Genomic DNA, 26188 nt, shown 5'->3' with positions numbered 1-26188 from the left:
GTTATCAATACCATAGCGACAGTTTAAGCGGTGATAGGCTGCGCTTGTGCGTTGGCTTCTTTCTCTTTAGCTGCATCTTGTTCTAGCAGCTGTTTTTCGTAAGCTTTTAAGAATGGTAGGTACATCATTGCTGCCATGACCATACAAAGTAAGCACATAATCACGGGGCTAAAGGCCCAGTTCGCAGCCCAAGAGGCACCGATTGGTCCCGGAGTTGTCCATGGTGTTAATGAAACGACGCGTTCAATAAGACCCCAGTCGGTAGCAAACCATGCCAGTGTGGCGTTGATCATTGGAACAAATATGAATGGTAGGAAGAACACTGGGTTCATGATGATTGGCGCACCAAATAAGATGGGTTCGTTAATGTTAAACAAGCCCGGTACGACCCCCATTTTACCAATGGTTCTCAGGTGTACAGCTTTGCTACGCATAAGCAAGAAAGCCAGTGGAAGTGTTGACCCCACGCCACCAATGAGTAGGTAATGATCCCAAAACCCTTGAACAAAAATATGGGGAATAGCTTCACCTGCGGTCATTGCTGCTTGGTTAACGGATAAGTTCGCCATCCAGAATGGGTTCATGATGCCAGTGACGATTAGCGCGCCATGGATACCGGCAAACCATAAAATTTGACAGACAAGTACCGCTAGAAGAACGGCGGGTAATGAATCAGATGCAGCCACTAATGGTTGAACTAATGACATGATCGCTTGAGGGATGATCATGCCTGTTTGTGTCTCGATGAATAGGTTAAGCGGGTGCAATGTTAAGATAATCGCCAATACCGGAATCAATATTTCAAATGAGCGAGCAACACCAGATGGTACTTCAGGAGGAAGTTTAATCGTGACGTTTTTACGTTTTAAAAATGCATAGACTTCTGTGGAGTAAATAGCAGTAATGATCGCGGTGAATATACCTTGACCTGAGAAGTACTGCATAGAGATTTGTCCACCTTCAAGTGGAGCGGCAACCAGCAAAAAAGACATCATAGAAAGTAGGCCAGTGGTTACCGGGTCAAGATTATGATGGCGCGCTAGGCTAGAGGCGATTCCCACCGAAATAAACAGCGTCATGATCCCCATACTGAGGTTAAATGGCAGCATGAGTTGTTCGCGATAGGTATTAGAAAAATCCAGCCACGCTCTGGCAAATCCCCAGGTGGTGTCTGCCGAGAAAGGAGGGAAAATAAACACCAACATAAACGACCCAACGATCATAAACGGCAGTGCGGCGATAAATCCGTCACGAATTGATGTGACATATTTTTGTTGGCCCAGTTTTCCGGCAATTGGGGTGACCTTTTGCTCGATAACGTCAACCATTCTATTGTATAAAGTACTCATAATTTTTTCCGTTACTTGTGTGAATGTAAATGCCTTAGCCGATAAGTTCTATAGCAAAATCAAGGACTTTATCCCCTCTCTGCATGCCGTAATCCATCATGTCTATCGGCTCTACTTTTATTCCGTGAGCGCTAGCCACCTGCTGCAAGTCTGGTTGCATATATTTGATTTGTGGGCCTAGCAATACCACTTGAAAGTTAGAAAACTGTTCATTAAATTCTGATGCACCAAAGGCATTAATTTCCGCCGCAATACCTCTCTCGTCAGCCGAGGCCTGCATTTTTTTTACCAGCATGGATGTGGACATTCCTGCTGAGCAGCAAAGCATTATTTTTTTCATTTTGTCTCTCCCGTTTTGTCTTTCACGTTTTGTATCAACGGATGCAACTATGCCTCTTTGGAAATAAAATGGAAACCGGTTTCCGTTTTATTTCCGTTTTATTGTGAAAATGATCATTAGATTGAACTGGAAGTGTCATAATTTTGTGATGTTGTTAACGGTTTGCCTTTGATATGGAAACAAACTGTGCTCAAGTCAGCACAATTGATAAACCGGTTTCTGTTTGCTCTGCAAATTGGCTATTCTTCAGGCAGATCAGGTTTTGGATATAGAGATGAACTATTCATTTATCAGGCTGCTAGCCAGTAATGTAGAGCAATATATGACTCCCCTTGCTAGGGTACTCTCTAGGAACTCGCATCTTGGTGCTCTGCGTGACGGCTTTCAACTGGCTATGCCTTTTATTTTTGTTGGTTGTATGTTTGTGCCGTTAATCTTTCCACCGATATCTGACCAGACCTCATTTCTCGCTGTCGCTTGGATTGACCTTTCGAACTATCTTCGTCCGGTGCTGTTGCCTACCTACCAGCTGACACTCGGCGTTGTTGGTTTGATTGTTTCGTTTGGAATTGCGGCATCACTCGCTAAGCAGTACGCCTTACATGAAACCTTGGCAGGGTTAACGGGGTGCATGGCATTCTTAATGCTGGCGGGTTTTCATACTGGTGATGAACAAAGCATACGTTATTTAAGTAGCGCGGGATTATTTACTGCGATTCTATCCGCCTTTTATGCCATTGAAGTTATTCGATTATTTATGCGTAAGGGGTGGGTGATCTCTATGCCTGAAGATGTGCCAATGCTCACCATGCAGAGCTTTAAATTTATGCTGCCGATTATGGCGATAATGCTTAGTCTCTCTCTGTTTAATCATTATTTGGTACAGTCCACGGGCTATCTATTTCCTCAATTGATCGAGCAGGCATTTCAGCCTCTTGTGTTGGCGTCGGACAGCCTGGCTGCGGTGTTGATCTCGATATTGGTGTGTCAGTTATTGTGGTTTGTTGGTATTCATGGTGCTTTGATTGTCACGGGAATCATGAATCCATTTTGGATATCTAATCTGTTAGTTAATCAGCAGACAATGGAGGCTGGACAACAGATGTTACCGCACATTTATCTGCCGGCATTCTGGGACTTCTTTATTCTTATTGGTGGTGTTGGTTCGACGCTTCCATTGGTTTATTTAGCCATCAGAAGTCGTTCAAATCATCTGAAATCGGTAGGGAAAATCAGTGTTATTCCTTCAATATTTAACATTAATGAACCGATTTTATTTGGCTTTCCTATCATTATGAACCCTCTGTTTATTATTCCTTTTATATTGGTGCCGATGATAAATGCCACCATTGCTTGGTATCTCACTTCTGCGGGGCTTTTGGATAGAGTTGTGATGATGATTCCATGGTCAGTACCGGCACCGATTGGTGCTGCATGGGCGTCTAACGGCAGTATGGTTAATGCCCTGATGGTGCTGTTGGCCATGGTAAACGCGTACTTTATCTATCGACCTTTTTTCCTCGCACATGAGAAAGCGATACTGGAGAATGAACTAAAACGCACGGCTGATCGTTCTGGTGCTACCCAGTAAACATGCCCGCTCATTTCTGTATTGCCATCCGTTTGGATTAGTCTGCAAATGTGGCTGTTAAGATAAGAGTACAATGGGCATAAACAGCATCACGAAAGCAAACAAGCCTATCCAGCGAAATAGGGGAGTGATATTTTCCATAAATTGTCCTCACGTTAATGTCAGTGAAATTGTCTATTTTGTTGCTCAATGGCGCTCATCTGCTCTCTCAGTTCATTCATACAGTTTTTGCAAGGGGGATGAACTTTGGTAAATTCAATAAGCTTTGGCAGAGTGATGTTAATTGCTCGAATCGCGATAAGTTCAACCTCTTCATCATGACAGTTGTGAGCCATATAAAGCATGGATTGATGAGGAATAAGCAAACACTTTTGCGCCAATAAATACTGACCACGGAGTTGATAGATTGTAGCAAGCTGATGATATCCGCTTATCCAAGCTTTGATGGATTCGATACAGGTTGGATTTGCCATCAGTCTTTCCTCTAGGGAGAAGATACTGTCTCTGTAATGGCGTTCTTCACTGGAACTGTGTTGAGAGATAGATAGGTAAGCGTTGTCCATTGCTGGTTGGTGCGATGCCGTCATACGAATGGTTCTCTTTAGTCACAAATGATAATTATTATCGTTATCATTTGTGACTAAGTAAATACCCACATGACAATTTTGTAAATTTTTTGAGCACCTTCAAATATGCCACTCTTTTTTATTGCCTAAGATCGGTGTCTTTTTCACGTTCGAGTAACTGGCGGATGCTCTGGGTGAGTAATAGATGGTCTTGGTATTGCGGTAAACCAGAGACGGTAATGCTACCGATCACTCCGACACCACGAACTGAAAGCGGGAAGCTGCCACCAAATGGAGCGTAGTGCTTGCTATCTACAAAGGATGCTTCTTCTATACTTTTACCTTTATTTTTGTAGTAGAGCCCCATATACCAAGAGCTGTGTTGGTAGCGATGTACGACATTTTGCTTCCTTTTTATCCATGCTAGGTTATCAATAGTGCTGCCTTGCATAGCGTAACCAAATAGCTGTTGGCCGTTAACTGTTATGTCTATGGCGATTTTTGCATCCAGTTGTTCAGCATTGTTTTTAATTATGCTTCCGAGTTGCCAAGCGGTTTCGTTGTTAAATTGGCTAAACTGCAGCTGGTGCTCTTCATCTAGTAATTGATTCAATTCGGTATTCATTGGCTGCTCTCAAATTGATTTGCAGTTGATATGGCGATGAGGAAAAAAGGCAGTGTTACTTAATTACCACGCAAGTAAACACTGCCAAAGTCGGGGGTTAACTTAGTTCTAGTTCTTGCTTTAATAATGCTTCTACTTGTTCAGCATCAACCGCTGTCATTAACTGCTCTCTAAAATCCGCATGCATGATTTTTCTGGCGAGTTTTGAAAATATTTTCATGTGTTGATCACCCGCAGCGTGCTTATTTAGGGTGAGCATAATAATAAACTGAGCCTTTTCGTCTCCCCATTGAATTGGATTGGCAAGTCGGCATACACTGATTGCAGACTGCTCAATATGTTCGCTTTTGGTGTGTGGAATAGCAAAACCAAACCCTAATCCGGTAGAAAACACATCTTCACGAGCCCATAAATCATCCGCGAGTTTATTGGGATATCGACAACGGCCTGTGAGGTAAAGGTTGTCTGCCAACGCTTTAATCACCTCTTCTTTGCTTCGTAAATCGCGATCTAACGAGATGCACTCTTTGGCAACCATCGGCGCTTCAGTTTGGTTCATGCGAAACTGGGCCAATAGGTGTTCTACTTCTTGAACGGATCTACACTGCATGGCTTTGTTTAACAGTTGACGACACTCTCTGCTATCGAGCTTTGCAACATGTTCTTTTGTTGCAGCAATGCTAGGTGAGCTCATACTTATTTCGTCTAGGCCAAGTCCAATAAGCAGTGGTAAAACAGAGCCTTTGGCTCCTAACTCGCCACATAAGCCAATCCATTTACCATGGCGGTGAACTTCACGAACCACATGATCTAGGGTACGCAAAAATGCTGGATTCAAGCTGTTATAATTATTTGCAACTTTGGCATTGTCACGGTCAACGGCCATTAGATATTGAGTCAGATCATTAGAGCCAATAGAGAAGAAATCAATCTCTTCACAGCATTGGTCAATAATAAAGGCTACGGATGGTACTTCTAGCATAATACCTAACGGCACTTTTTCTGAGAATGGTATGTTCTCTCTTCGTAATTCTTGGCGAACTTCTGCTAACACATCTTTTACCCATAAAATCTCTTCAAGTGACGAAATCATGGGGATCATGATCTTGATACTTCCATGAGCAGAGGCTCGCAAAATGGCTCTTAGTTGAGTTTTGAATAGCTCGATAAACTCAGGATAGATACGAACTGCTCGATAACCAAGAAACGGGTTGTTTTCTGCAGGAATGTTCAAATAGTCAACGGGTTTATCTCCACCGATATCTATGGTGCGAATGATAACGGACTTACCTTCAGCTGCATCACACGCTTGGCAGAAGATATTGTATAACTCATTCTCATCTGGGGCGCTGGTGCGGTCCATGTAGAGCATCTCGGTTCTAAAAAGCCCAATCGCTTCAGCACCATTAGCAAAGGCTTGTTTTGCTTCTACTGAATGAGCAATATTGGCGGCAACTTCAATGGCTTTATCATCTAGAGATTTCGCGGCCATATCGCGAAATGCCGCCTGTCGTTGCTGAACAATCTCTTTTACTTTGTGCTCTTGAGCGTAGTAACGTTCAACAGCAGTAGTGATGTCGTTCACCACTAAACCTAACTGTCCGTCTACTATTACCTGTGTATCTAATTGAGTACTCAATAAGCTAGCGTCTACGCCAACTATGGTTGGAATAGCGAAAGAACGCGCTAGGATAACAGTGTGTGAGGTGCTTCCCCCATGAGAGAGTATCAACCCTTTTAACAAGGATTTATCTAATTCAAGAAACTGGCTAGGTGTTAGGTCATCCGCCAAACATACCGTCGCTTCAGTCAATGTGTTTTGACCAGAAAACGTGTCAGTACCATAAATACTTTGTAGTAGTTGATAACTAACATCACGAATATCTAGCTCACGCTCACGCATATAACTGCTGGATGAGTTTTTCATACGTTCGCCAAAGTGCTTTGCTGTTGCCACAATAGCGTCAGAGCAACTGCGTCCTTCAATGAGGTTGTCATGTAGGGTCTGTTGATACTCTTGATCTCGGGCAATGGATAAGTGCGCTTTGAGTACTTCACTTTCAGTATGTTGTGCGGTCGAAAGCTGAATATTGAGTGATTTAATTACGGCTTCAATGCCGGAAGCTAAATTCTGTTTTTCTTGCTGCTCACTAAGAGCCGTAGGTAGATCGACCAGGTTATCAAAGTTAATGGCTCCCATTGCGGTGAGTCGACCCTGACCAAATCCATCACTTACCGCATGTCCGCGTATATAGTTAGCATCTAGTTTAGAAAAGTTGCGTGGTAATGGGACCAGTTCACTGTTCTCTTGTTGGTTGGTTTGTAATGGTTCATCACAATGCAAAAATTCGTTGCCAATAAACTGCTTAAGTTGCTCTAGCGCGGCTTCTTCATCTTGACCATCAATAGTTAATAAGCATTCATCTCCAAGCAGAGTATCTGTACCAATAAGAGACAGGACGCTTTTTGCATTACCAACAAGCCCGGTTCTCTGATTTTGCCAATTGATCTCGGAGTCAAACTGATTACATAGTGATTCAACGTGGCTTGCGGGTCTTGCATGAACGCCATTTGGCAGTTCACAAGAGAAAGAAAAAGATTTCATTGCGCGTTGTCCTTATACATCAAAACGGCGTGCTCGTGAATGTGTTCGAGCTAGGGTTAATTTGTTGTCGCTATGTCATTCACAATAGCCAAAGCCAGCAATTACTTCTATTGGATAAAAGTTCGAAAGACTGGATTTTTGTTATATTTGTTCTTCCCTGTGATACTCGTCAAATATCCTGCTTTTTTTGTGACGTTGATATTGTTTTGGTCATTGCTGCTTAATGTCTCGGAATAAGTAGGCGATTGATTTATAAGGGGATAGTGTTAATTTTCTTGCTTGGGTATGGCATGGGAAGTAAAAGTGTGCGAGAGATCAATATTTTCATTCTACCTTACAAAATTCCAGTAAAAAGCAGTTTTGTCCTCTAACTGAGTAGTAGATTTGCTCACTATAGTATAGACAAAGCTCAGCTGGCTTGGATTAAACATGAGCGTGAAACGCACTCTATAATTAAAACATTAGAACATTTATCTCAAAGGAGAGATCAATGAAAGATTTAATCTCGATTCTAAAAGGTACTCGACAGCACTTAATGACTGGTGTGTCGCACATGATTCCTTTTGTGGTTGCCGGTGGTATTTTGCTTGCTGCATCAGTGATGTTATACGGTGAAGGAGCGGTTCCTGAAGAAGGAACCTGGTTACATGATCTATTTTTTATTGGTGTTGCTGGATTCCAATTAATGGTGCCAATTTTGGCTGCATACATAGGTTACTCAATTGCCGACCGTTCAGCACTAGCACCATCAGCTATCGCTGCCTTTATTGGCGCTAACATGTATAACACCGGCTTCTTTGGTGCGATTTTCGCAGGTCTACTCGGTGGTATCGTTGTTTTCTATCTTAAGAAAATCAAAGTTCCGGCGTTTGCCCGTTCTATCATGCCCATTTTTGTCATTCCAATTGTTGGTACTTTGATCACCGCAGGTGCCATTGTTTGGGGTATTGGTGAGCCAATTGGCGCTGCAACAGCAGGCCTGACGGACTTTCTTAAAGGCATGCAAGACGAAAGTATCGTTGCTCTAGCCATAATTATGGGCTTGATGATTGCCTTTGATATGGGCGGTCCGGTAAACAAAGTGGCGTATGCATTTGTTATTCTCTGTGTTGGTGAAGGTATCTACAACGTTGCCGGTATCTCTTCAGTTGCCGTGGCTGTTCCGTCTGTTGGTATGGGACTTGCGACCTTCTTAAACAAAAAGCTGTATGACCCAAGTGAGCAAGAAGCAGGTCGAGCATCGATCTTGATGGGGACAATGGGTATTACTGAAGGTGCTATTCCATTTGCTGCTGGGGATCCTTTGCGAGTACTTCCATCCATTATGATTGGTACCGCTGCAGGTTCTGTTACCGCTGCCGTTCTAGGTGTAAAAAGTTATGCAGCATGGGGTGGCCTAATTGTTCTGCCAGTAGTCGAAGGGCGTTTTAGTTTTATTATTGCGTTACTTGTCGGCTCATTAGTTACTGCATTTATGGTTAACTTCTTGAAATCTCGCCGTAAAGTGGTTGATAAAGTAGAGCAGGGTGTAGATGACCTTGACCTAGATATCGACATTGGCTAATCCACAATATTTCTGAGAGTGGACGGTTATTTTTTCCGGATTTAGCCTTCACTCTCTCCCCCCAAATTTAAATATTTACCTATTTTCGAGGATTTTATTATGACTAGTATCGTAGCCGTAACCGCGTGCCCGTCTGGTGTTGCTCATACTTATATGGCAGCAGAGGCCATTGAGTCAGCTGCTAAAGCGAAAGGTTGGCAGTGCCAAGTAGAGACACAAGGCTCAATTGGTGTGGAAAATGAATTGACCGCGGAGCTTATTGAAACTGCTGATGTGGTTATTTTAACCAAAGATATTGATATCAAGAATTCAGAGCGATTTGCTGGAAAAACCGTTGTAAAAATTGGTGTGAGTGATGCCGTTAAACGAGCGGCTGCTGTGATGGAAAAAATTGAAGCGCACCTTGCTAAAGCAACAGCCTAGCCTTAGCTAGCTTTGTGTAACAAAAGGGGAAATCCCCTTTTGTTAAGCGTTAGCGTACTTAAATGTCTATCAAAGTGACTTTGTCTGCAAATAGCGGAGTAGGTGATTTTGATATACAAAATAACGATAAAACAACTGCTTAACACGTTGCAAAAAAAGAGGCGACTGCTCAACAGTAAACCACCTCTACGTAAACAGATGTTAATCAAACATAGCTAACAAGAGATCGCTAGCTAACTGGCAGTTGATAAAGGAGCCCAAAATGAGTACCCCAAGAATAGAACAGCTAAAGAGCGCATTATTTCAATCTCAGCGCGAAATCTCTCTAGAACGTGCATTACTTTATACCGAAAGCCATAAGCAGACGGAAGGTGAGCCGACTCTCATTCGTCGTGCTAAAGCGACAGCACATGTATTAGACAGAGTGGAGATCGCCATTAGAGAAAATGAGCTGATTGCCGGTAACCGGACTGTTCAACCTCGTGCGGGTATTGTCTCTCCTGAAATGGATCCTTATTGGATAGAGAAAGAGCTGGAGACGTTTGAGTCTCGCCCACAAGATAAGTTTTTTATCTCTGAGGAAGATAAAGAGATTTATCGCAATGAACTGCTCAGTTATTGGTCTACAAGGTCAATGAAAGATTTTATCAACCAACAGATCCCAGCCAACGTGAAAGAGGCTGTTGCGGAAAAGATTTTCAGTGTTAATCAGACGGATAAAGGGCAAGGACATATCATTATTGATTTTGAATGCCTGCTAAAGAATGGGTTGGGTAAGCAGTTGGATGATATGCGCACGCTAAGCCATGCGTCGCCAGAAAACGAATTTTATCAAGCGGTTGTCATTCTACTTGATGCATCTATCAAACATATTGGCCGCTATGCGCAGCTTGCTAAGCAATTAGCGGCAGTTGAAGTCGACCCACAGCGACGTCATGAGTTAGATGTCATTGCTGATATCTCAGAGAGAATGTCCACTGAAGCGCCAAAATCATTCTATGAAGCGAGTCAGTTGTTTTGGTATATGAATATTATTTTGCAATATGAATCGAATGCCAGCTCATTATCTCTGGGCCGGTTTGATCAGTATATGATGCCGTTTTATCAATACTCATTAGAGCACGGTGAATCTCCGGCCTTTATTCGAGAACTATTGGAAAGTCTTTGGATAAAAACCAATGATATTGTGTTATTGCGCTCTTCCAGCAGTGCTAAGTTCTTTGCTGGCTTTCCAACAGGTTACACTATTATTCTGGGTGGCCTAGATCATATTGGTCAGAGTGCCGTTAACCCACTGTCGAGCTTGTGCCTTGATGCCTACCAAAGTGTACAACTGCCGCAGCCAAACCTTGGCGTACGGGTTAATGAGTTTATAGATCGTAGTTTTTTAATTAAAACTGCAGAGACCATTCGATTAGGCACTGGCATTCCACAGATATTTAATGACGAGGTAGTGATTCCTGCCTTCTTAAATCGCGGAGTTTCATTAGAAGATGCCCGTGATTATGCAGTAGTGGGTTGTGTCGAACTCTCAATACCGGGTAAGACATATGGGCTTCACGATATTGCTATGTTCAACCTACTGAAAATACTAGAGCTGACCATGCAACGTCATGGTGATAACCCGAACGCCACTTTTGATTTTCTGCTGGAAGAGATTCGTTCAGATATCCGTTACTACGTGAAATTGATGGTAGAAGGATCCAATATTTGTGATGTTGGCCACCGTGATTGGGCGCCTGTTCCTCTGCTTTCATCATTCATTAGCGATTGCGTTGCCAATGGTAAAGACATTACTTATGGAGGCAGCCGTTATAATTTTTCTGGGGTTCAAGGTATTGGAATTGCTAATTTGTCGGATTCGTTGCATGCGTTAAAACGCTATGTGTTTGAAGATCAACGTTGCAGCTTTAAGCAGTTTGTTACCATATTAACCAGCAATTTTGATGTGCCTGATGGTGAGAAAATTCGTGCTCGCCTAATGAACAAGTACGAAAAGTATGGCAACGATATTGATGAAGTGGATAGCCTTGGTTCTGAGCTGCTACGAGTGTTTTGTAAAGAAGTGGAAACCTATCAAAACCCTCGTGGCGGCCAGTTTACTCCGGGATCTTATACGGTGTCGGCTCATGTCCCTCTTGGAGAAGTGGTTGGTGCCACGGCGGATGGTCGCTTAGCGGGTGAGCAGCTTGCGGATGGTGGATTGTCACCTATGCTGGGCAAAGATATGTTAGGTCCAACAGCGGTACTTAAATCGGTGAGTAAATTGGACAATTATCTGCTTTCTAACGGCAGCTTGCTTAACGTTAAGTTTACGCCTGCAACACTAGAGGGACAGCAAGGCATCAATAAGCTGGCGGATTTTATCCGAGCCTTTATGAAGTTAAAACTCCAACACGTACAGTTTAATGTGTTGAATGCTGAGACTTTGAAACTTGCTCAGAAATCTCCAGAAGATTATGCCGGCTTGGTTGTTAGGGTTGCAGGATACAGTGCCTTTTTTGTTGAATTATCGAAAGAAATTCAAGATGACATTATTCGAAGAACCGCGCATGAACTGTAAATCATCGCCAATCCCAGAGAGTAATGTTGAAACTGGACGAGTGTTTAATATTCAGCGTTACTCTCTGCATGATGGTTCTGGCATACGCACGGTGGTCTTTTTTAAGGGCTGCCCGCTACGTTGTCCGTGGTGTTCTAACCCAGAGTCACGCTCTCATCGAACAACTTACATTCGTCGGGAGGTGAAGTGTATTGATTGCGATGAATGTGCCATGGATACAGAAGAGTGCCCAACAGGCGCATGGGAGCAGGTTGGCACTGACATGACACTGGATGAAGTGCTTAATCAGATAGCAAAAGATGACCTGTTTTTTGAAACCTCAAATGGTGGCGTTACGTTGTCGGGAGGCGAGGTGCTCAGCCAATCTCATTTTGCTATTGAGTTGCTGATTCGACTGAAGTCACTTGGCTATCGCACGGCGGTTGAAACGTCCGGCCATGGTAGTCGTCGTCAACTACTGAAGATTGCACAGCTATGCGATGAAGTGCTGTTTGATTTCAAAATAATGGACCCGATTAAAGCAAAAGAGCATATTGGTTTAGATCTACAGAGAGTACTTGAGAGTTTTGCTCTATTGATGGAGAACCACTGTCGAGTTATTCCTCGATTGCCCCTGATTCCCGGTTATACCCTCGACATTATTAATGTAGATAAGGTTCTTGCATTTTTAAAACCGTTTCATCTTGAAGAGATCCATCTTCTGCCATTTCATCAATATGGAGCAAATAAATATCAAACGTTAGGACTGGAGTATCGTCTGCAAGATGTACCAGTTCCAAGCGACACTGAAATCGAAGCTATTCGTCACCACATTCAGGCTAGCGGATACCGAGTAATTATTGGAGGTTAAATGTGAAAAAGAGAATACTTATTACTGGCGCAAATGGATTTTTTGGTACTCGATTTATAAACCGATTTTGCACTGAGTTTGATGTGCTGGGTTTGGATGTGGAACAACTCGATATTACGGATGAAACGCGTGTCGAGAGTGCTTTTGCTGAGTTCAAACCAGATTATGTTATTCATGCTGCAGCAATTGCTGTAACCGATTTTTGTAACCAACATCCGGATATTGCACATAAAGTCAATGTGCAAGGTGCCATAAACGTAGCCAAGGCCTGTAAAGCTCAAGGCAGCAAATTGGTGTTTATATCGACTGAGCAACTGTTTAATGGCAATCAAGAAGAGGGGCCATATAACGAGTTGGATACGCCACTACCTGACACTGTATATGGACAGAATAAGTTACAAGCAGAAGCTGAGCTAAAGAGCATTCTCGATGAGATGTGGATTTTACGTTTCACTTGGTTGTTTGGACTACCAGAACGAAATACCAGCATAAACCCTAATGTGGTATGGAACACGCTACAGGCATTCATTAATGGTAATGTGATGGCTGAACGTACCAATGAGTTTCGCGGTTTAACTTATGTCCATGAGTTGATCGAACAGTTCCCTCGCATCTTCACTATTCCTTATGGCACTTACCATACTGGTGCTGTTAATACCGCCAGTCGTTATGACATTGCTAAACATATTTTAACTGAGCTTGGTCAACAGGATCGGCTGGAGAGTTTATTGTCGGTAAATGACGCGCCGAAAACACGGGATGTACGATTGGACACTTCGAAGCTGGCAGAGCAGGGCATTGTGTTTACCGAAAGCAAACAAGCGATTAGCAAGTGTTTAAAAGAGTTTGGCTTTATTCGCTGAGAAGAGATGCTATTGCCTTTGATTATTCAGTTTAATCCAAGGTAATGACTACATTAAAATTTAGGAGTACTTAATGATTTACATGTTAGATACCGCAGATTTAGATGCAATCAAAAACGCGATTGATCTTTATCCGCTCGTTGGTGTGACTACTAACCCATCCATTATCGCCAAGGAAAATCGTCCGTTAAAAGAGATTCTAATGGATATTCGCGAAGTCATTGGCGAAGATCGTATGCTGCATGCGCAGGTCATGGGCAAACAAGCTGAAACCATGTTAGAAGAGGCTAAAGCTCTCCGTAGACTAGATCCAAAAATTATTGTCAAAGTCCCTGTCACTCCTCAGGGCATTAAAGCGATGAAATTGATTGATGCTGAAGGTATCCGGATTACAGCCACCGCAATTTTAACGCCTCAACAAGCATTAATGGCAGCAATGGCAGGAGCAGAGTTTTTAGCACCGTACGTTAACCGATTAGATAATATCTGTTCAGATGGCGCTATGGTTGCAGCTGAGATGGTCCAGTTAATCGAACAATATCAATTGGATGCTAAAGTGCTTGCCGCTTCTTTTAAGAACGTGCAGCAAGTTCATCAGGTGGCACTAGCAGGTGCTCATTCAGTAACGATTGCACCAGAGGTATTTGAGCAACTATTGCTTCATCCACTGACTGACTCTGGCGTTGCTGGCTTTGTATCTGACTGGGAAAACGTCTATGGTATAGGTAGTAACGTATTGGACGTACTCTAATTAGCTTATATTAAATGGCATTGCTCCAATTATGCTGGTTATCTACAGAATGTTAAATGTGAAAGAATGCACAAAAGCTGATTGAGAATATTATTAATAGAACCCGGTGGAGGTAGACTCCATCTGGTTTATTGCTAAGTATGAAATCTATATGGAAATTGTTGGAGTTACAGCGTGTATCAGTGGTGTTGCGCATACCTACATGGCAGCAGAATTGTTGGAGAAATCTAGCAAGAAAGCGGGCTATAAGATCAATGTTGAAACTCAAGGCGCATTGGGTAGTGAGAACCAGTTGACCGAACAACAAATTGAGAACGCATCTGTAGCGGTGATCATCTCTGATATTAATATTGAAGGGATTGAGCGCTTTAATCAGATGCGTATAGTGCGTTGTTCAATTGCCTATTATCTGCGAAACGCTGATGAAGTGATGTTGGCTATAGAAAAAGTGCGTTTAGCGCCACCCAATTCTGAGATTGTGCTCTAGCTGTCATATTTCAGTATGAGAACTTATTCTGTATGAGAACTTAAATATTGAGCGCGATACTCAGATGGTGAGCGTTCAGTTTGGTTTCGAAAAATTCGGCAAAAATAGTTGCTGTCCTTAAATCCACAGCGGTGGGCTACCTCTTTTATTTTCATATCGTATTCAATTAATAGATATTTTGCTCGCTCTAATCGAATTTGATTCAGATACTCATTAAACTTGATTTTCCCTTCCTTTTGAAAGAGTTGTGAAAGGTAGTTTGCTGAAACATAGAAATGTTTTGCTACCGACTCTCGGCTTAATGGCTCATGATAATGCTGTTCTAAATAATCTCTTACCGCTTCAAACAGTGCATGGCTTTTTGATGGTGTTTCCAGAGGCTTCTCAATAAGATCGATGATATGGCTAAAAAGTGAGGTAATTAATAGCCGTTTGGTTTCTTGATGCTCGGTTTGTTTGGTTAACTCTTCAATCGCGTTAAGAATGAATGTGCCGACACGAGGCCCGCGACGCAGTACACTCTCTTTTACTGCTGAATCAAATTGTTCTCCATCCCAACTCAACAAACTCATACCAAAGCTCTGTTTTCCCGCCATCACCGTTAGTGTCTGTACCGGTTTGTCCCACTCTGGTTTGTTCCAACTTTCAGCAGGTAAAAATAGGACACCTCCCTGTTTAAGCGTGTATTTTGTATCGACTCCAAGATTGTTGCCAACGTCCATGTTTAGCTCACCACTTAACACCATTTCAATGCGAGGGAAATGGACTTGATAAGCCAATGGAGGAGGAGATGGCAAGTTACCCGCGTAAAAAACATCACCTATATTATCGGCAGATTTTGCGTAGCGACGTAATGTGTCTAACAATTGTTTTTTATCCAGCACTTTTAAGATTCTCCCGTTGGTTGAAGCTTGTATTTTGATAATGAAATAACATGCCTACTGCTTATATTACCTTGTTTAAGGCTAAACTTTTTTATTGAATGCTAGGATATGGGTTATGGTTCACAATTCCTATTTTAGATAACAAATGTCCAGTAAATCGAACAATTTACCTGCATATTTTTTTCTTTTTGTTGAGTAGTTTGAAGTAATAAGGTGTCGGCCTTTTACAACTAAACAGACTAAAACAAGAAAGCTCAAAAGGAAGAATTATGAATAGCGACTCTGGAACATACCTCAATGCTCTTGGTGCCAATATGACGTTGACAGCAAAAATGATAGATGAACTTGATACTCATGGCTTTACAGTTATTCATGATGTTGTGGATAAAGAGTGGTTGGCTGAAATGCGTCGAACCTTTGATAGCTTAGTTGAAAAAGAGGGCGATCAATTGGCGATAGAGCACCACCAAGAAGAGACAGTGACCCGAATTGCCAATTTGATAAACAAAGGAACGGTATGGGAAAAAGTATGGGCTCATCCTTTGGTTTTGTCTGCCTGTAAACATTTGTTTAACGGTGAATTTAAGATATCAAGTCTCAATGCCCGTGAAGCGCATCATCAAGGTGGCCATCAGCCTTTACATGCTGACTGGAAAAAGCCGCGACCTGATTTTCCTCATGTTCATTTAGTTAATTCAATTTGGGCGATAGATGACTTAACGAAAGAGAACGGAGCACCACGTATCATTCCAGGTACACACCTTAGAGCAGAATTGCCAGAACAGTTGTTGACCGATTTAAATGGACCTCATCCAGATGAAGTGTATTTAGAATGTCCAGCAGGTAGCGTGATGATATTCAATGCTCATACATGGCATGGCGGTACAACCAACAAACTTGGTACTCGCCGTAGAGTGCTGCATGGCCTCTACATTGATAGAGAAGATGACGCACAGCAAGACCAGAAAAAGTGGCTAACGCAATCTACCGCTAGTCGTTTAACACCAGCACAAAAATGGCTGCTAGAGGTAGAGTGAAACCGCTTAACTTTGTGATGTTATAAGCGCTTTATTTTTACGATCTAGCCGCATCGGGTCAGGAGATGATATATGGAGTTATGGTCTATTCATCTGTCCAGATATCTCGTAACTCAGGCCAACCCCAAGTGTTGATGGAGACGCTTTTTAAAACATCTTCAAAGCGCAAAGTTTGCTTATGATGAAAGATTGGTATCAATTTGTGAGAGGTAATGAGAGCAGAAGCTACAGACTCTAGTTCTCGCATATAACTGGAAACGGGTTGCTGTTCTCTTAGGTAATATAATTTACTCGCTAGCCACTCTTTATCTTGATAAGACAAGCTTTGTTGTAAAAAAGGATTGGATAACATCCAGCAAAATGCAGATATAGGCCGATTGTCATCTAAGTTCATACTGGTAAGAATAATGTCCTCATTTAGTGATTGGTTTTGGGCTTTTTCATAAAAATCATTAAAAGAGTAGATATTTATAGTGCAATGAACGCCAGCGCTGTTGAGTAGAGTCATCATTGCTTCGGCACATTGTTTTAGAGCGTGGTGTTCAAATATGGCGATAGTTAAGCTATCTGGTAGTGGGTGGGCAACAGGAACTGAAGGTAACAGTGTTAACCAACCTGGAAGCAAGTTATAAGCCGCGACTGCCGCAATGTCGTCATCAGACTGAGTGAGCTGTTTTAGTAGACTTTCGCTACCAATAAGTTGGCTTAAGTATTTTCGCTGAAGCAGTGATAGTTCTGCCTGACTGTTGACCATAGCCAGTAAGCAACCATCTTCAATCCGACTTGTTTGTTCACTGCTGGCGATAAGTTGGCCATTCTCATCACTTGCCCCTTCGACCGAGAGGTAGTTAGAACACATCGATCCTGCCGGTGTCACTCTGGCGGTTTCTAATTTGGTGTCACCAAAGGTACTGTTTTCCTGTTTGGGTAGTTGCCAGATGGTCACGGTATCGGTTAGCGCACGAAAGCCATGGAAGTGATCATAGGCTTGCAGCGTCAGCTTCTGCTCACTGTGCTCCTGAACTTGAAATACTCCACTTCCTGTAACGGAGCGATTATTTGTGGTGATGTTTGTTTCTGACAGCTGCTTAGGTGGCTGAATTGCATACTTTACATCGGAAAGTAATGCGGCAAATCCTTCATCGGGTTTGGTTAGTGTGAATTGAATACAGAGCGGATTAAGCTCACATATACTCTCTATATGAGATAACTCATTTTTATATAAAAGCATATGTTTTAGTTGTTTGAATAAATCAGTAATTACGCTGGCGGTGATGTCGCTGCCATCATGAAACTTAAGCTGAGGGCGAAGGTAAAACTTCCAACTGAGTTCTGATTTGTTGTAGGTCCAGTTGTGAGCGAGCTCTGGTTTGATGTTTCCATTTTCATCGCACTGAACAAGGCAACTGTATACTTGACGAAGAAGAAAACGCTCACTGTTTCTTAGTGGGCAGTGAGGTAACAGTAAAGAGAACGCTCTGTCATAGGTAAGCTGTACATGCAGTCTTCCTTCTCTTCGTTGAGGACCAGAGGTGTTTTTAAGAAGCTGGGCAAAGAGCTGTTGATCATTGTCTATCAGGTCGAGTGCTTTTTCATACTTCCCTTTAGATATCAGCTGCTGGGCAAGTTGGTTTTTTATATTGTTAACAGTGTAATTGAGGTAGAGCTGTGAGCGTTGATTTCGCCCGGACTTTGGCTTCCATTCAATCCAACCTAATTGATTCAACTGGTTTAGCAGGGTTCGGCAGTGCCGATTACTGGTAAACATAATCTCTGCTACTTCAGGAAGAGTAATAAAAATCTCTTTATTGACGCCTAATTCAGCTAGGCGAGAAAAATAGAGAAGTTGTCTGTTGTCACTCAAAATAGGCACTCCTTTTTGATTCTAGTTCCTTGTTTAGTGCTTCATTGGTCATTTTGGCAGAATTTCTTTAGGTTAGGTCAAAATACGGAACTAAACAACAAAATAATCTCTGTTTTAAATATCCTTATTTCTGTTGATAATCTGACTATCAGATGGAGGTACGCATGTTAACAGTAATTAGACGTTTATTTGTTGCGCTAGGTTCTCGCTCTCTTGCTCGGTATTATCAGTCTCGCCTTGAGAGAAGCAAAACGACGCTAGAGCGTGAAGCCATTATTTATATACTCAAGTGACCTCAAGGTGCAGGATTCAGAGCTGCATCAACAGGTTCAGTTCAAGAAAGATAATCGAAGGAATGGCATCCCCTTTCAAGGTTATCTGACACTGAAATGAGCATGTTGATGAGCTCCCAAAGGGCGAGTTTTATTGGCTCCTGCTCGGTGTTACTGATTTTTGTCGTAGAATGACTATGCCTTCAAATCAGTGCCTTGATCAGAAGCCAATAAATTCTCGCTGAACAAGCACCTTGAGGTTACTTGAGTAAACACAGTCATTAATGTCATTGTATGATTGGGATGAGTCATCCAGTGAAGAGGAGCAGAAATGAAAATTGAGCACGTAGCAATTTGGTGTCAAGACTTAGAGCGGATGAAACATTTTTATGAGAAGTATTTTGCTGCCGTCAGCAACAATAAATATGTTAATCAGAATAAGGGATTCTCTTCCTATTTTTTAACGTTACCGGAAGGTGCTCGTCTGGAATTGATGAAAATGGATTCCGTAGAAGTACTTTCTGTTGAAGCGTATAAACAGTTTACTGGGCTGGCTCATATTGCTTTTTCTGTTGGCTCTGTAGAAAAAGTGGATGAGATGACCAATCGCTTTATTGCCGATGGTTTTGAGGTTATAGGCGAGCCACGTTGGACGGGAGATGGTTATTATGAAAGTGTGCTGCTGGATCCTGAAGGCAATCACTTAGAGATAGTGGCCTAGAGACAGTAGTTTAGAGACAGTGTTTAGAAACAATGACTTAGATGGCTATAAATCTTATATATGAACTAACCCCCGTTTACCCTGAATATGTAAGATTTAGTCGTGAGAAACGAATTATCAATGCCAGAATGGCTGTACATTCTGGTATTGAATCAGCGAGTAGTTCTTTAATGATGTAAAAATGGACTTCTGTAATGTATGTTATCTCGTTTGTTATGACAGAGGATTCGTTGTTAGAGGGACAAAGAGAAAGTAAAAAGGGCGACATTGCTATGCCACCCTGATAATTACGGAAATAGCAGGTTAATCCATTGTTGGCATCACAAATGAACTGGCATGCTGTTCTAAACGAATACTTGCAGGCCAACGACTTGTTACCGTTTTCATCTTAGTGTAAAAACGAACACCATCGTTACCGTGAACATTTAGTGGACCAAAAACTGAACGTTTCCAGCCGCCAAAACTATGGAATGCCATAGGTACAGGAATTGGAACATTTACCCCCACCATACCAGCTAGAACGTCTTCACTAAATTGTCTGGCGGTTTCGCCGTCTCGTGTAAAGATGGCGGTACCATTGCCGTACTCATGTTTGTTTATTAGCTCTAAACCACTTTGGTAGTCAGGTACACGAACTACGGCTAGTACTGGGCCGAATATCTCTTCTTTGTAGATGGTCATTTCTGGAGAAACATTGTCAAACAGTGTTGGACCCACAAAGTACCCCTGTTCGTGGTCTTGCACTGTCAGTGTACGTCCATCAATGTGTAACGTTGCTCCTTGTTCGACACCTGAAGCGATATAAGAACATATTTTCTCTTTGTGTGGAGCTGAAATGACTGGTCCCATATCATTTTCTGGCCCATCGACAAGGCCGGGACCGACTTTCATTTTGCTAATATGTGCGCTTAATTTATCAATGAGTTGATCTGCGGTTTCATCCCCGACAGCAATAACGACTGATAGTGCCATACAGCGCTCACCAGCGGCGCCATACGCGGCTCCCATAATGGCATTTGCTGCCATGTCGAGATCTGCATCAGGCATTAAAATACAGTGGTTTTTTGCACCACCAAGCGCTTGACATCGTTTGCCATTAGCCGAAGCAGTTGCATATATATATTCCGCAATAGGAGTTGAACCAACAAAACTTACAGCTTGTACGCGTGGATCGGTTAATAGTTGATCGACTGATTCTTTATCACCATTAACAACATTAAACACGCCGTCAGGCAACCCTGCTTCCTTAAGCAAATTAGCGATCATGATTGCAAGTGATGGGTCTTTTTCTGAAGGCTTAAGTATAAAAGTGTTACCTGTTGCTAATGCAATTGGGAACATCCACATAGGAACCATTGCCGGAAAGTTAAATGGAGTGATACCAACACACACACCAAGTGGCTGCATTAATGAATGGCTATCAACACCTGTACCGACATTTGCGGAGTGTTCACCTTTTTGTAGATGAGGGATTCCGCAGGCAAACTCGACAACTTCAAGACCTCGGGTTAGTTCTCCTACCGCATCAGAAAAAACTTTACCATGCTCGTTAGATATCACTTTTGCTAACTGCTCCATATTCTCCTCAAGTAATGATTTGAATTTGAAAAGAATACGAGCACGTTTTAGTGGTGAGGTTTTCGACCAAGTAGAAAATGCTTTTTCTGCTACTACGACTGCTTCTGCTGTTTCTGCTGCGGAACTAAGTACCACTTTGCGGCTTTCTTGGCCTGTTGCAGGATTGTAAATCGATGCAAAACGCTGGCTGTGACTTTCACTAATATGACCGTTAATGAAATTTTGGACTATTTCCATTTTGTTCTCCAAGTTGACTTTTTTAGCTGCTCAGCAATTTAGGTTTCTGTTATACGCTTAAGATTGATGTTGTATCGTCCTAGCCTGCTAAGCATGAACACGTAATTGTTTTAATCATAATGAGCGAAACATATGTTTCTATAAATAAGATAAAATGAAACCAATAGTTTATATTTTTGATGTTAGCATAATTTATTATCGTAATCGCAACCTTTTTTTCGATTTATATTTACTTTTGGCGGTAAGTTGTCGTTTTTATGTAAAATGGATGTTTTGTTGGGTGTTGGTGGTAAAATTTAATTTCTACGTGAGAGAGGGAAGGTGGCGGAAGCCCTTTTAATCATACTTAAAGTGGTTTATTGATTGCGGCTTATTGGTTTTATCCGCTAGAACGAGGTTAATTAATCTCAATACGCATTAATTACAGAAGCGTATTTTATCTATTACTTAGCTTTTTAGGAGGCAGGAAGAGTTGATGCTGTTATTGCATTTTATGGAGCTGCGAGTGGAAAGTAATGAGAGTCAGAAAGTGTTGGTTTGAGGATGGCGTTTAATAAAGAGATATACCAAGGGTTCGATCAAGTCGTACCCTTGGTATTTTATATGTGGATTATATTAGTTACCAATTAATGCTGGGATGCCTGGTAGTTGTCCTACAACGGCTAGTGAGCCTACACAAATAACAAATGCGATTCCCGGAATCAGATACTTGTCTTTTGCTGATAGGGTTTTTGCACGTTCGTGGTCACCAATAAGGCCCATGTTGTCTAGCAGCATGGTCGCCGCCCAGCCAAATACTGGGTTAACAAATGCACAAGCAAAAATACAGATACCAGCACTTAGTGAATCTTTGTGTTTATGGATCATCTGCATACCGGCTTCAAGTAGCGGCAGGAAAACACCTACGATTAGCGCGATACGAAGAACCGGTTCCCACATGGCAAGATCCATTGGGTAACCAATTACAGCGGCTAGAATACACATAATACCAGTTAGCATTGCGCCACCAGGGATAGGGCGTTTAGCAATCGCAGCAGGGATCATATATGTGCCCCAAGATGATGCTAAGTTACCACCACCAAGTAGGGTACCTACACCTTGACGAATAGACGCAACTGTCATGGTGTCATCAACATCCATTAATACGCCTTTCGCTTCTTTAGGGTAGTTGAGCTCTTGGAATACACGGTGACCTAAGTAGTCTGGAGACCACATTGCCACTGCGAGAATGGCAAAAGGCGTTACTGCGATGAAGTGTTCAACGTTAGGCCAACCTAGTTGCCAACCTGTGTCTTCACCCCACCAGTAAAATGGGCTGAAATGCGGTAGACCGGGTTCTGTTGTAAAGCTAAACTCCGCACCTAACGCAAAGGCAACAACACCCGCGATAAGTGAACATAATGGAATCGCTAACCAGCGTTTATTGACTTTTGCTAGATAAGCGTAAACCAAAACAGTAATACCAATGACGGCAAATGAGATATAGCCTTGGTCAGTGCTTGCTGCCCATGCTTCAGTCTTGTTTATTTGACCAATTAACCCAACCGCGCCTAGGTAAATAAGCAAGCCCCCTCGAACTCCGACCCCGGTGAGAGTCATCAGTTTGGAGCCCCCTTTGGTGTACGCAAGTATCAGACCAAACAGACACACCATTACCCCGAGAGCGAGTGGGTGTCCACCGGCTGAGGCAATCAGCGGTATCAATGGAATCATTGGACCATGCGTACCGGCAAGGTTGGAGTTAGGGTTCAAAATAGCAGAGAATAAGATAACAAAAAGTGCACCGGCAATAAGCAGTTCATAACGAACGTTTTCCGCTACAAATTCTGGTGATAGTCCGAACTGAGCAGCAAATACGGCAACCATTGCGGTTACCATTACTACTTTACCAATTGTTGCAGCAAGTGCAGGTACAAAATCTTCTATTTCAATACTGTAGTCACGTGAAGGAAGGTGGATACCCCAACGTTTGAAGTTCATGATCTTTAGATCATGATTTAGAAACTCCTCTCTACTTCCAAACTCTTGCGCTTTTCGGCGCATATCTCTGTAAAACTTCTTATTTTTGTTAGACATGTAGTCATTCCTATAAGGATTATCGAGATAGACCACACCAATCATGTTCCACTTGCGCGTGATATACTGATCTTCAACCAGTACTAGACGACATCCCAGACGCTACCATGCATCTCTATTACTATAATAAAGAGGGAATATAACGGTTAGTTTTTCTCGATGATGTAAATCAGGAAGAGATCTTCTTCCTGACAGAATTCGATTTACATAATAATTCGATGAGTCTATAAAACTCATTCGCAATGATTATTGATTTAGGTTAATTTTTCAAAAAAAGTTAGGGTGTAATGTGGGTGTTTTGAACAGACTTGCTATTCAGCGCACAAATTTGACTGATTTGTCAATAATCATCATTGATGAGAATAAGAATACATTATGAAAATAACTGAACATGCAACTCGTACCGAACAACTTTTTGGTGTTCGTGCAGAAGATATTCATAAATGGATTGATGGATTTTTTGATCAAAACGGCAATGATCACTCGCTTAGAGTAACGGGAAAGCTGGGCTATGACCCTTATGACCACCGTCGTTTTCGCCATTGTAAGGAAGCGTTAGGGGAAGCCATTAAGGAGTTTGGTGACAAATACACCAGCCAGCAGATCAAAGATGTATTTGAAACCCATGTACGAGATGACTACGACGGCTATCTTCCATCCCGAGCCGATTTTGAAAATGGCACATTCACAGCCAAATACCACGACTCAACCCATGATGAGGCATTGAGTGAAGTACTCGATGCTAATGAACTGGCAGACTATTTTGATGGTTTGCAGCCGTCACAGCAAGAGAGTAAAAAATCCCTTACAAGTTTTAGTTTTCGCATTGTGCTGCCCACGGTAGCGGCCATCATACTTTTCATTACCAATATCATTTATGTCATTGTTCCTTTGGTGGAAGAGTCAATGTTGGGGCAAAAGCGGCAGATGCTTAAAGAGCTGACCTCAACTGCGGTGAGTATTGTTGATAGTTATGTCGCACTGGAACAAAGAGGAATATTGAGCCTAGAAGAAGCGCAGCGAAGAGCGATGACAGAAGTAAAAGCCATGCGTTACGGTGACGAAAATAAAGACTACTTTTTTATTACGGATATGTTTCCTAAAATGGTGATGCACCCATATAGGAATGATCTAACGGGACAGGATTTAACTCAATATACCGATAGCGAAAACACCACTGGCTTCCCTGTATTTGTTGAGATAACTAAAATGGTTCGAGCCAGCCAGCACGGATTTTTAGAGTATCGCTGGCAATGGAAAGATGACCCAACGATAACCGCGCCAAAAATCACCTATGTTGAAGGGGTAGAAGAGTGGCAGTGGATTATTGGCACAGGGGCGTATTTTGATGATGTTCAGCAAGGCATCGATCGGTTAGAAAGCACTCTATTTCGCGTCTTTTTTGTCATTACTCTTGGGCTGGTGGTGATCATGGGTTACGTGATTATTCAGTCAAAAGTGATCGAAAACCGCAAAAAGCGCGCCGAAATGGCATTGCATGAAGCAAAAGATAGGTATCGCGCTTTGGTAGACTCTTCTAACGAGGGGTATATTCTGGAAGCCGATGGTAAGATTATCTTTTCCAATAGCCGATTGCATCAACTGCTTGGTTATACCGATACGGAGCTAAAATCAAAGTCTATCTGGAAGAAGTTGTTCTCTTCTAGCCCTCAAAATACCGATGTGCTGCACCATCTTTTACAGCTGTTTAATCATGAAAGTGAACCGGGAGAATTTGAGGCGCAGCTGCAAACAAAAGGCGGTAAACAGATCGATATCATTTTAAGTACTTCTAAGATCTTTTTATCGGAAAAGCTGGGACACGTTATTTCATTTCGTCCCATTGTTCGTAAAGTTTACGGTGGCCGTTTTGGTGCTGCGGTCCGAACCTCTAATTACCAGATGATTAGCGCCAATATCGTGACTGAAATAGAGCAAGGTGTTAGCCATGGTCAAGTGGTAGAGTCTCTTAATCAGCTACCAGATCTTATCCGCGAAATGATAGAAACGGGAACTCGGCCAGATTATCTTCGCCGATTAATAGGCAGCACATATGATGCGGCAATATGTCGATTTATTGAGCTGACTATTGATGATATTGGCGAGCCTCCTGTACCTTTTTCGTTTATTTCATTTGGCAGCAATGCTCGCCATGATATGACGCTATTCTCGGACCAAGATAACGCAATTGTGTTTGAGACGCCTGACGATGCAGATCTTAAATCTATCCGCCGTTACTTTTTGCATTTGGCGGAGAAAGTGTGCGCCATGCTCAATCAAGCAGGCTATAGCTATTGTGAAGGCTTAATCATGGCGTCGAATCATCAGTGGTGTCTTAGTCAACAGGAGTGGCAAGATAACTTTTCTACATGGATAGAGCAGGCCTTACCGGACTCTATTTTAGAGCTAAATGTGTTTTTCGATATTCGCTCCACATACGGTGATGGAACCTTGGTCGATGGTATTCAATCTCATATACAGACAGTATTGCAGCAACAGCCAGAGTTTTTGGCGACCTACGCACAAAACTGCTTGTCTCATGAGGTGCCTTTAAATACCAGACAGGAGATTAAAACGGAGTCGTATGATGGTAGACAATCTCTTAATTTAAAAGAGTGCTTAAGGCCGATGGAGATTTTTTGTCGTATCTACGCGCTTAAAAATGATATACGAGAAGCCAATACCATGGCGCGATTGAAGTTTCTGTTAGCCCAAGAGGAGATAGACGCAAAAACGTTTCGTGAGATGGTGTACATTTTTGACCATATCTGGCAGTTAAGATTTATTAATCAGATTATTGAGTATACGGATTTACGTAAGGTGAATGACGTTCTAGCCATTAATGATTTAACTTACTTAGAACAGAAAAACTTAAAGAATGTCGTTAGCCGTATTTCTCTGTTTCATGAAAAAGTCACTGAGGACTTTTTATAATTGCAGCG

Annotated in this window: 21 protein-coding genes; 12 read left to right on the top strand and 9 right to left on the bottom strand. The window is 42.2% G+C overall.

Annotated elements, in window-relative coordinates:
• Window positions 1-23 precede the first annotated feature (23 nt).
• Window positions 24-1349, bottom strand: coding sequence for a PTS sugar transporter subunit IIC (locus F0227_RS03890; RefSeq protein WP_171751856.1), 1326 nt, complete (start codon window positions 1347-1349; stop codon window positions 24-26).
• A gap of 34 nt (window positions 1350-1383) precedes the next feature.
• The gene (locus F0227_RS03885) at window positions 1384-1689 is read right to left on the bottom strand and encodes a PTS sugar transporter subunit IIB (protein ID WP_171751855.1); all 306 of its coding nucleotides are present in this window, start codon (window positions 1687-1689) and stop codon (window positions 1384-1386) included.
• A 274-nt stretch (window positions 1690-1963) separates the two neighbouring features.
• Here F0227_RS03885 and F0227_RS03880 point away from each other — a divergent pair, with 274 nt between their 5' ends.
• Window positions 1964-3280 (top strand): PTS transporter subunit EIIC, encoded by a 1317-nt coding sequence (locus F0227_RS03880; protein WP_171751854.1) that lies wholly within the window; start codon window positions 1964-1966, stop codon window positions 3278-3280.
• Window positions 3281-3441: 161 nt separating this feature from the next.
• On the opposite strand, the gene F0227_RS03875 is transcribed toward F0227_RS03880, so the two are convergent.
• From F0227_RS03875 to ptsP, 3 genes are all read right to left on the bottom strand, one after another.
• Window positions 3442-3867 carry a hypothetical protein gene (locus F0227_RS03875; protein ID WP_171751853.1) on the bottom strand — a complete coding sequence of 142 codons (426 nt, stop codon included), beginning with the start codon at window positions 3865-3867 and terminating at the stop codon, window positions 3442-3444.
• Window positions 3868-3985: 118 nt separating this feature from the next.
• Window positions 3986-4471, bottom strand: coding sequence for a heme-degrading domain-containing protein (locus tag F0227_RS03870; protein ID WP_171751852.1), 486 nt, complete (start codon window positions 4469-4471; stop codon window positions 3986-3988).
• A gap of 97 nt (window positions 4472-4568) precedes the next feature.
• Entirely contained in the window at window positions 4569-7076 is a 2508-nt protein-coding gene (gene ptsP / locus F0227_RS03865; RefSeq protein ID WP_171751851.1) for a phosphoenolpyruvate--protein phosphotransferase, read from the bottom strand.
• A gap of 490 nt (window positions 7077-7566) precedes the next feature.
• On the opposite strand from ptsP, the gene F0227_RS03860 reads away from it, so the two are divergent.
• The 7 genes from F0227_RS03860 to F0227_RS03830 all read left to right on the top strand — a co-directional run bounded on the left by F0227_RS03860 (window position 7567) and on the right by F0227_RS03830 (window position 14577).
• Window positions 7567-8640, top strand: coding sequence for a PTS fructose transporter subunit EIIC (locus F0227_RS03860; protein ID WP_171751850.1), 1074 nt, complete (start codon window positions 7567-7569; stop codon window positions 8638-8640).
• A 99-nt stretch (window positions 8641-8739) separates the two neighbouring features.
• A complete protein-coding gene (locus F0227_RS03855) occupies window positions 8740-9063 on the top strand; it encodes a PTS fructose-like transporter subunit IIB (RefSeq protein ID WP_171751849.1) in 324 nt (107 codons plus the stop codon).
• 262 nt (window positions 9064-9325) lie between these two features.
• A complete protein-coding gene (locus tag F0227_RS03850) occupies window positions 9326-11626 on the top strand; it encodes a formate C-acetyltransferase (RefSeq protein ID WP_171751848.1) in 2301 nt (766 codons plus the stop codon).
• A complete protein-coding gene (locus tag F0227_RS03845) occupies window positions 11616-12476 on the top strand; it encodes a [formate-C-acetyltransferase]-activating enzyme (RefSeq protein ID WP_253822024.1) in 861 nt (286 codons plus the stop codon). Before F0227_RS03850 ends, F0227_RS03845 begins: the two co-directional genes overlap by 11 nt.
• A 2-nt stretch (window positions 12477-12478) precedes the next feature.
• Window positions 12479-13339: a sugar nucleotide-binding protein gene (locus F0227_RS03840; protein WP_171751846.1), complete on the top strand. Its 861-nt coding sequence runs from the start codon at window positions 12479-12481 to the stop codon at window positions 13337-13339.
• A gap of 73 nt (window positions 13340-13412) precedes the next feature.
• Window positions 13413-14090, top strand: coding sequence for a fructose-6-phosphate aldolase (locus tag F0227_RS03835; RefSeq protein ID WP_171751845.1), 678 nt, complete (start codon window positions 13413-13415; stop codon window positions 14088-14090).
• 151 nt (window positions 14091-14241) lie between these two features.
• Complete coding sequence (locus tag F0227_RS03830; protein WP_171751844.1) at window positions 14242-14577, top strand: fructose PTS transporter subunit IIB; 336 nt, start codon at window positions 14242-14244, stop codon at window positions 14575-14577.
• A 23-nt stretch (window positions 14578-14600) separates the two neighbouring features.
• Here the strand turns inward: F0227_RS03830 and F0227_RS03825 are convergent, their stop codons facing one another.
• The gene (locus F0227_RS03825) at window positions 14601-15461 is read right to left on the bottom strand and encodes an AraC family transcriptional regulator (RefSeq protein ID WP_171751843.1); all 861 of its coding nucleotides are present in this window, start codon (window positions 15459-15461) and stop codon (window positions 14601-14603) included.
• Window positions 15462-15730: 269 nt separating this feature from the next.
• Between F0227_RS03825 and F0227_RS03820 the strand changes: the two genes are divergently transcribed.
• A complete protein-coding gene (locus F0227_RS03820) occupies window positions 15731-16498 on the top strand; it encodes a phytanoyl-CoA dioxygenase family protein (RefSeq protein ID WP_171751842.1) in 768 nt (255 codons plus the stop codon).
• An 85-nt stretch (window positions 16499-16583) separates the two neighbouring features.
• Here the strand turns inward: F0227_RS03820 and F0227_RS03815 are convergent, their stop codons facing one another.
• Window positions 16584-18371, bottom strand: coding sequence for an SgrR family transcriptional regulator (locus F0227_RS03815; protein ID WP_345775793.1), 1788 nt, complete (start codon window positions 18369-18371; stop codon window positions 16584-16586).
• A gap of 155 nt (window positions 18372-18526) precedes the next feature.
• Here F0227_RS03815 and F0227_RS22015 point away from each other — a divergent pair, with 155 nt between their 5' ends.
• A complete protein-coding gene (locus tag F0227_RS22015) occupies window positions 18527-18655 on the top strand; it encodes a hypothetical protein (protein ID WP_301338347.1) in 129 nt (42 codons plus the stop codon).
• Window positions 18656-18965: 310 nt separating this feature from the next.
• Window positions 18966-19355 (top strand): VOC family protein, encoded by a 390-nt coding sequence (locus tag F0227_RS03810; RefSeq protein ID WP_171751840.1) that lies wholly within the window; start codon window positions 18966-18968, stop codon window positions 19353-19355.
• Between the two features lie 303 nt (window positions 19356-19658).
• Here the strand turns inward: F0227_RS03810 and F0227_RS03805 are convergent, their stop codons facing one another.
• Window positions 19659-21170: a CoA-acylating methylmalonate-semialdehyde dehydrogenase gene (locus F0227_RS03805; RefSeq protein ID WP_171751839.1), complete on the bottom strand. Its 1512-nt coding sequence runs from the start codon at window positions 21168-21170 to the stop codon at window positions 19659-19661.
• A gap of 615 nt (window positions 21171-21785) precedes the next feature.
• Window positions 21786-23246: a DUF3360 family protein gene (locus F0227_RS03800; protein ID WP_171751838.1), complete on the bottom strand. Its 1461-nt coding sequence runs from the start codon at window positions 23244-23246 to the stop codon at window positions 21786-21788.
• Window positions 23247-23621: 375 nt separating this feature from the next.
• Between F0227_RS03800 and F0227_RS03795 the strand changes: the two genes are divergently transcribed.
• Window positions 23622-26180, top strand: coding sequence for a DUF294 nucleotidyltransferase-like domain-containing protein (locus tag F0227_RS03795; protein WP_171751837.1), 2559 nt, complete (start codon window positions 23622-23624; stop codon window positions 26178-26180).
• Window positions 26181-26188: the final 8 nt, after the last annotated feature.

It is taken from the genome of Vibrio sp. 99-8-1 (assembly GCF_013114595.1).
Taxonomy (GTDB): domain Bacteria; phylum Pseudomonadota; class Gammaproteobacteria; order Enterobacterales; family Vibrionaceae; genus Vibrio.
The sequence above is the reverse complement of the archived record's forward strand: the minus strand, read 5'-3'. Positions and strand labels throughout refer to the sequence as shown.

Coding starts and splice junctions, on each gene's coding strand:
- F0227_RS03880 (WP_171751854.1), top strand. CDS start 1,964: ATGAACTATTCATTTATCAGGCTGCTAGCCAGTAATGTAGAGCAATAT.
- F0227_RS03890 (WP_171751856.1), bottom strand. CDS start 1,349: ATGAGTACTTTATACAATAGAATGGTTGACGTTATCGAGCAAAAGGTC.
- F0227_RS03795 (WP_171751837.1), top strand. CDS start 23,622: ATGAAAATAACTGAACATGCAACTCGTACCGAACAACTTTTTGGTGTT.
- F0227_RS22015 (WP_301338347.1), top strand. CDS start 18,527: ATGTTAACAGTAATTAGACGTTTATTTGTTGCGCTAGGTTCTCGCTCT.
- F0227_RS03835 (WP_171751845.1), top strand. CDS start 13,413: ATGATTTACATGTTAGATACCGCAGATTTAGATGCAATCAAAAACGCG.
- F0227_RS03850 (WP_171751848.1), top strand. CDS start 9,326: ATGAGTACCCCAAGAATAGAACAGCTAAAGAGCGCATTATTTCAATCT.
- ptsP (WP_171751851.1), bottom strand. CDS start 7,076: ATGAAATCTTTTTCTTTCTCTTGTGAACTGCCAAATGGCGTTCATGCA.
- F0227_RS03845 (WP_253822024.1), top strand. CDS start 11,616: ATGAACTGTAAATCATCGCCAATCCCAGAGAGTAATGTTGAAACTGGA.
- F0227_RS03860 (WP_171751850.1), top strand. CDS start 7,567: ATGAAAGATTTAATCTCGATTCTAAAAGGTACTCGACAGCACTTAATG.
- F0227_RS03800 (WP_171751838.1), bottom strand. CDS start 23,246: ATGTCTAACAAAAATAAGAAGTTTTACAGAGATATGCGCCGAAAAGCG.
- F0227_RS03820 (WP_171751842.1), top strand. CDS start 15,731: ATGAATAGCGACTCTGGAACATACCTCAATGCTCTTGGTGCCAATATG.
- F0227_RS03830 (WP_171751844.1), top strand. CDS start 14,242: ATGGAAATTGTTGGAGTTACAGCGTGTATCAGTGGTGTTGCGCATACC.
- F0227_RS03870 (WP_171751852.1), bottom strand. CDS start 4,471: ATGAATACCGAATTGAATCAATTACTAGATGAAGAGCACCAGCTGCAG.
- F0227_RS03810 (WP_171751840.1), top strand. CDS start 18,966: ATGAAAATTGAGCACGTAGCAATTTGGTGTCAAGACTTAGAGCGGATG.
- F0227_RS03875 (WP_171751853.1), bottom strand. CDS start 3,867: ATGACGGCATCGCACCAACCAGCAATGGACAACGCTTACCTATCTATC.
- F0227_RS03855 (WP_171751849.1), top strand. CDS start 8,740: ATGACTAGTATCGTAGCCGTAACCGCGTGCCCGTCTGGTGTTGCTCAT.
- F0227_RS03805 (WP_171751839.1), bottom strand. CDS start 21,170: ATGGAAATAGTCCAAAATTTCATTAACGGTCATATTAGTGAAAGTCAC.
- F0227_RS03885 (WP_171751855.1), bottom strand. CDS start 1,689: ATGAAAAAAATAATGCTTTGCTGCTCAGCAGGAATGTCCACATCCATG.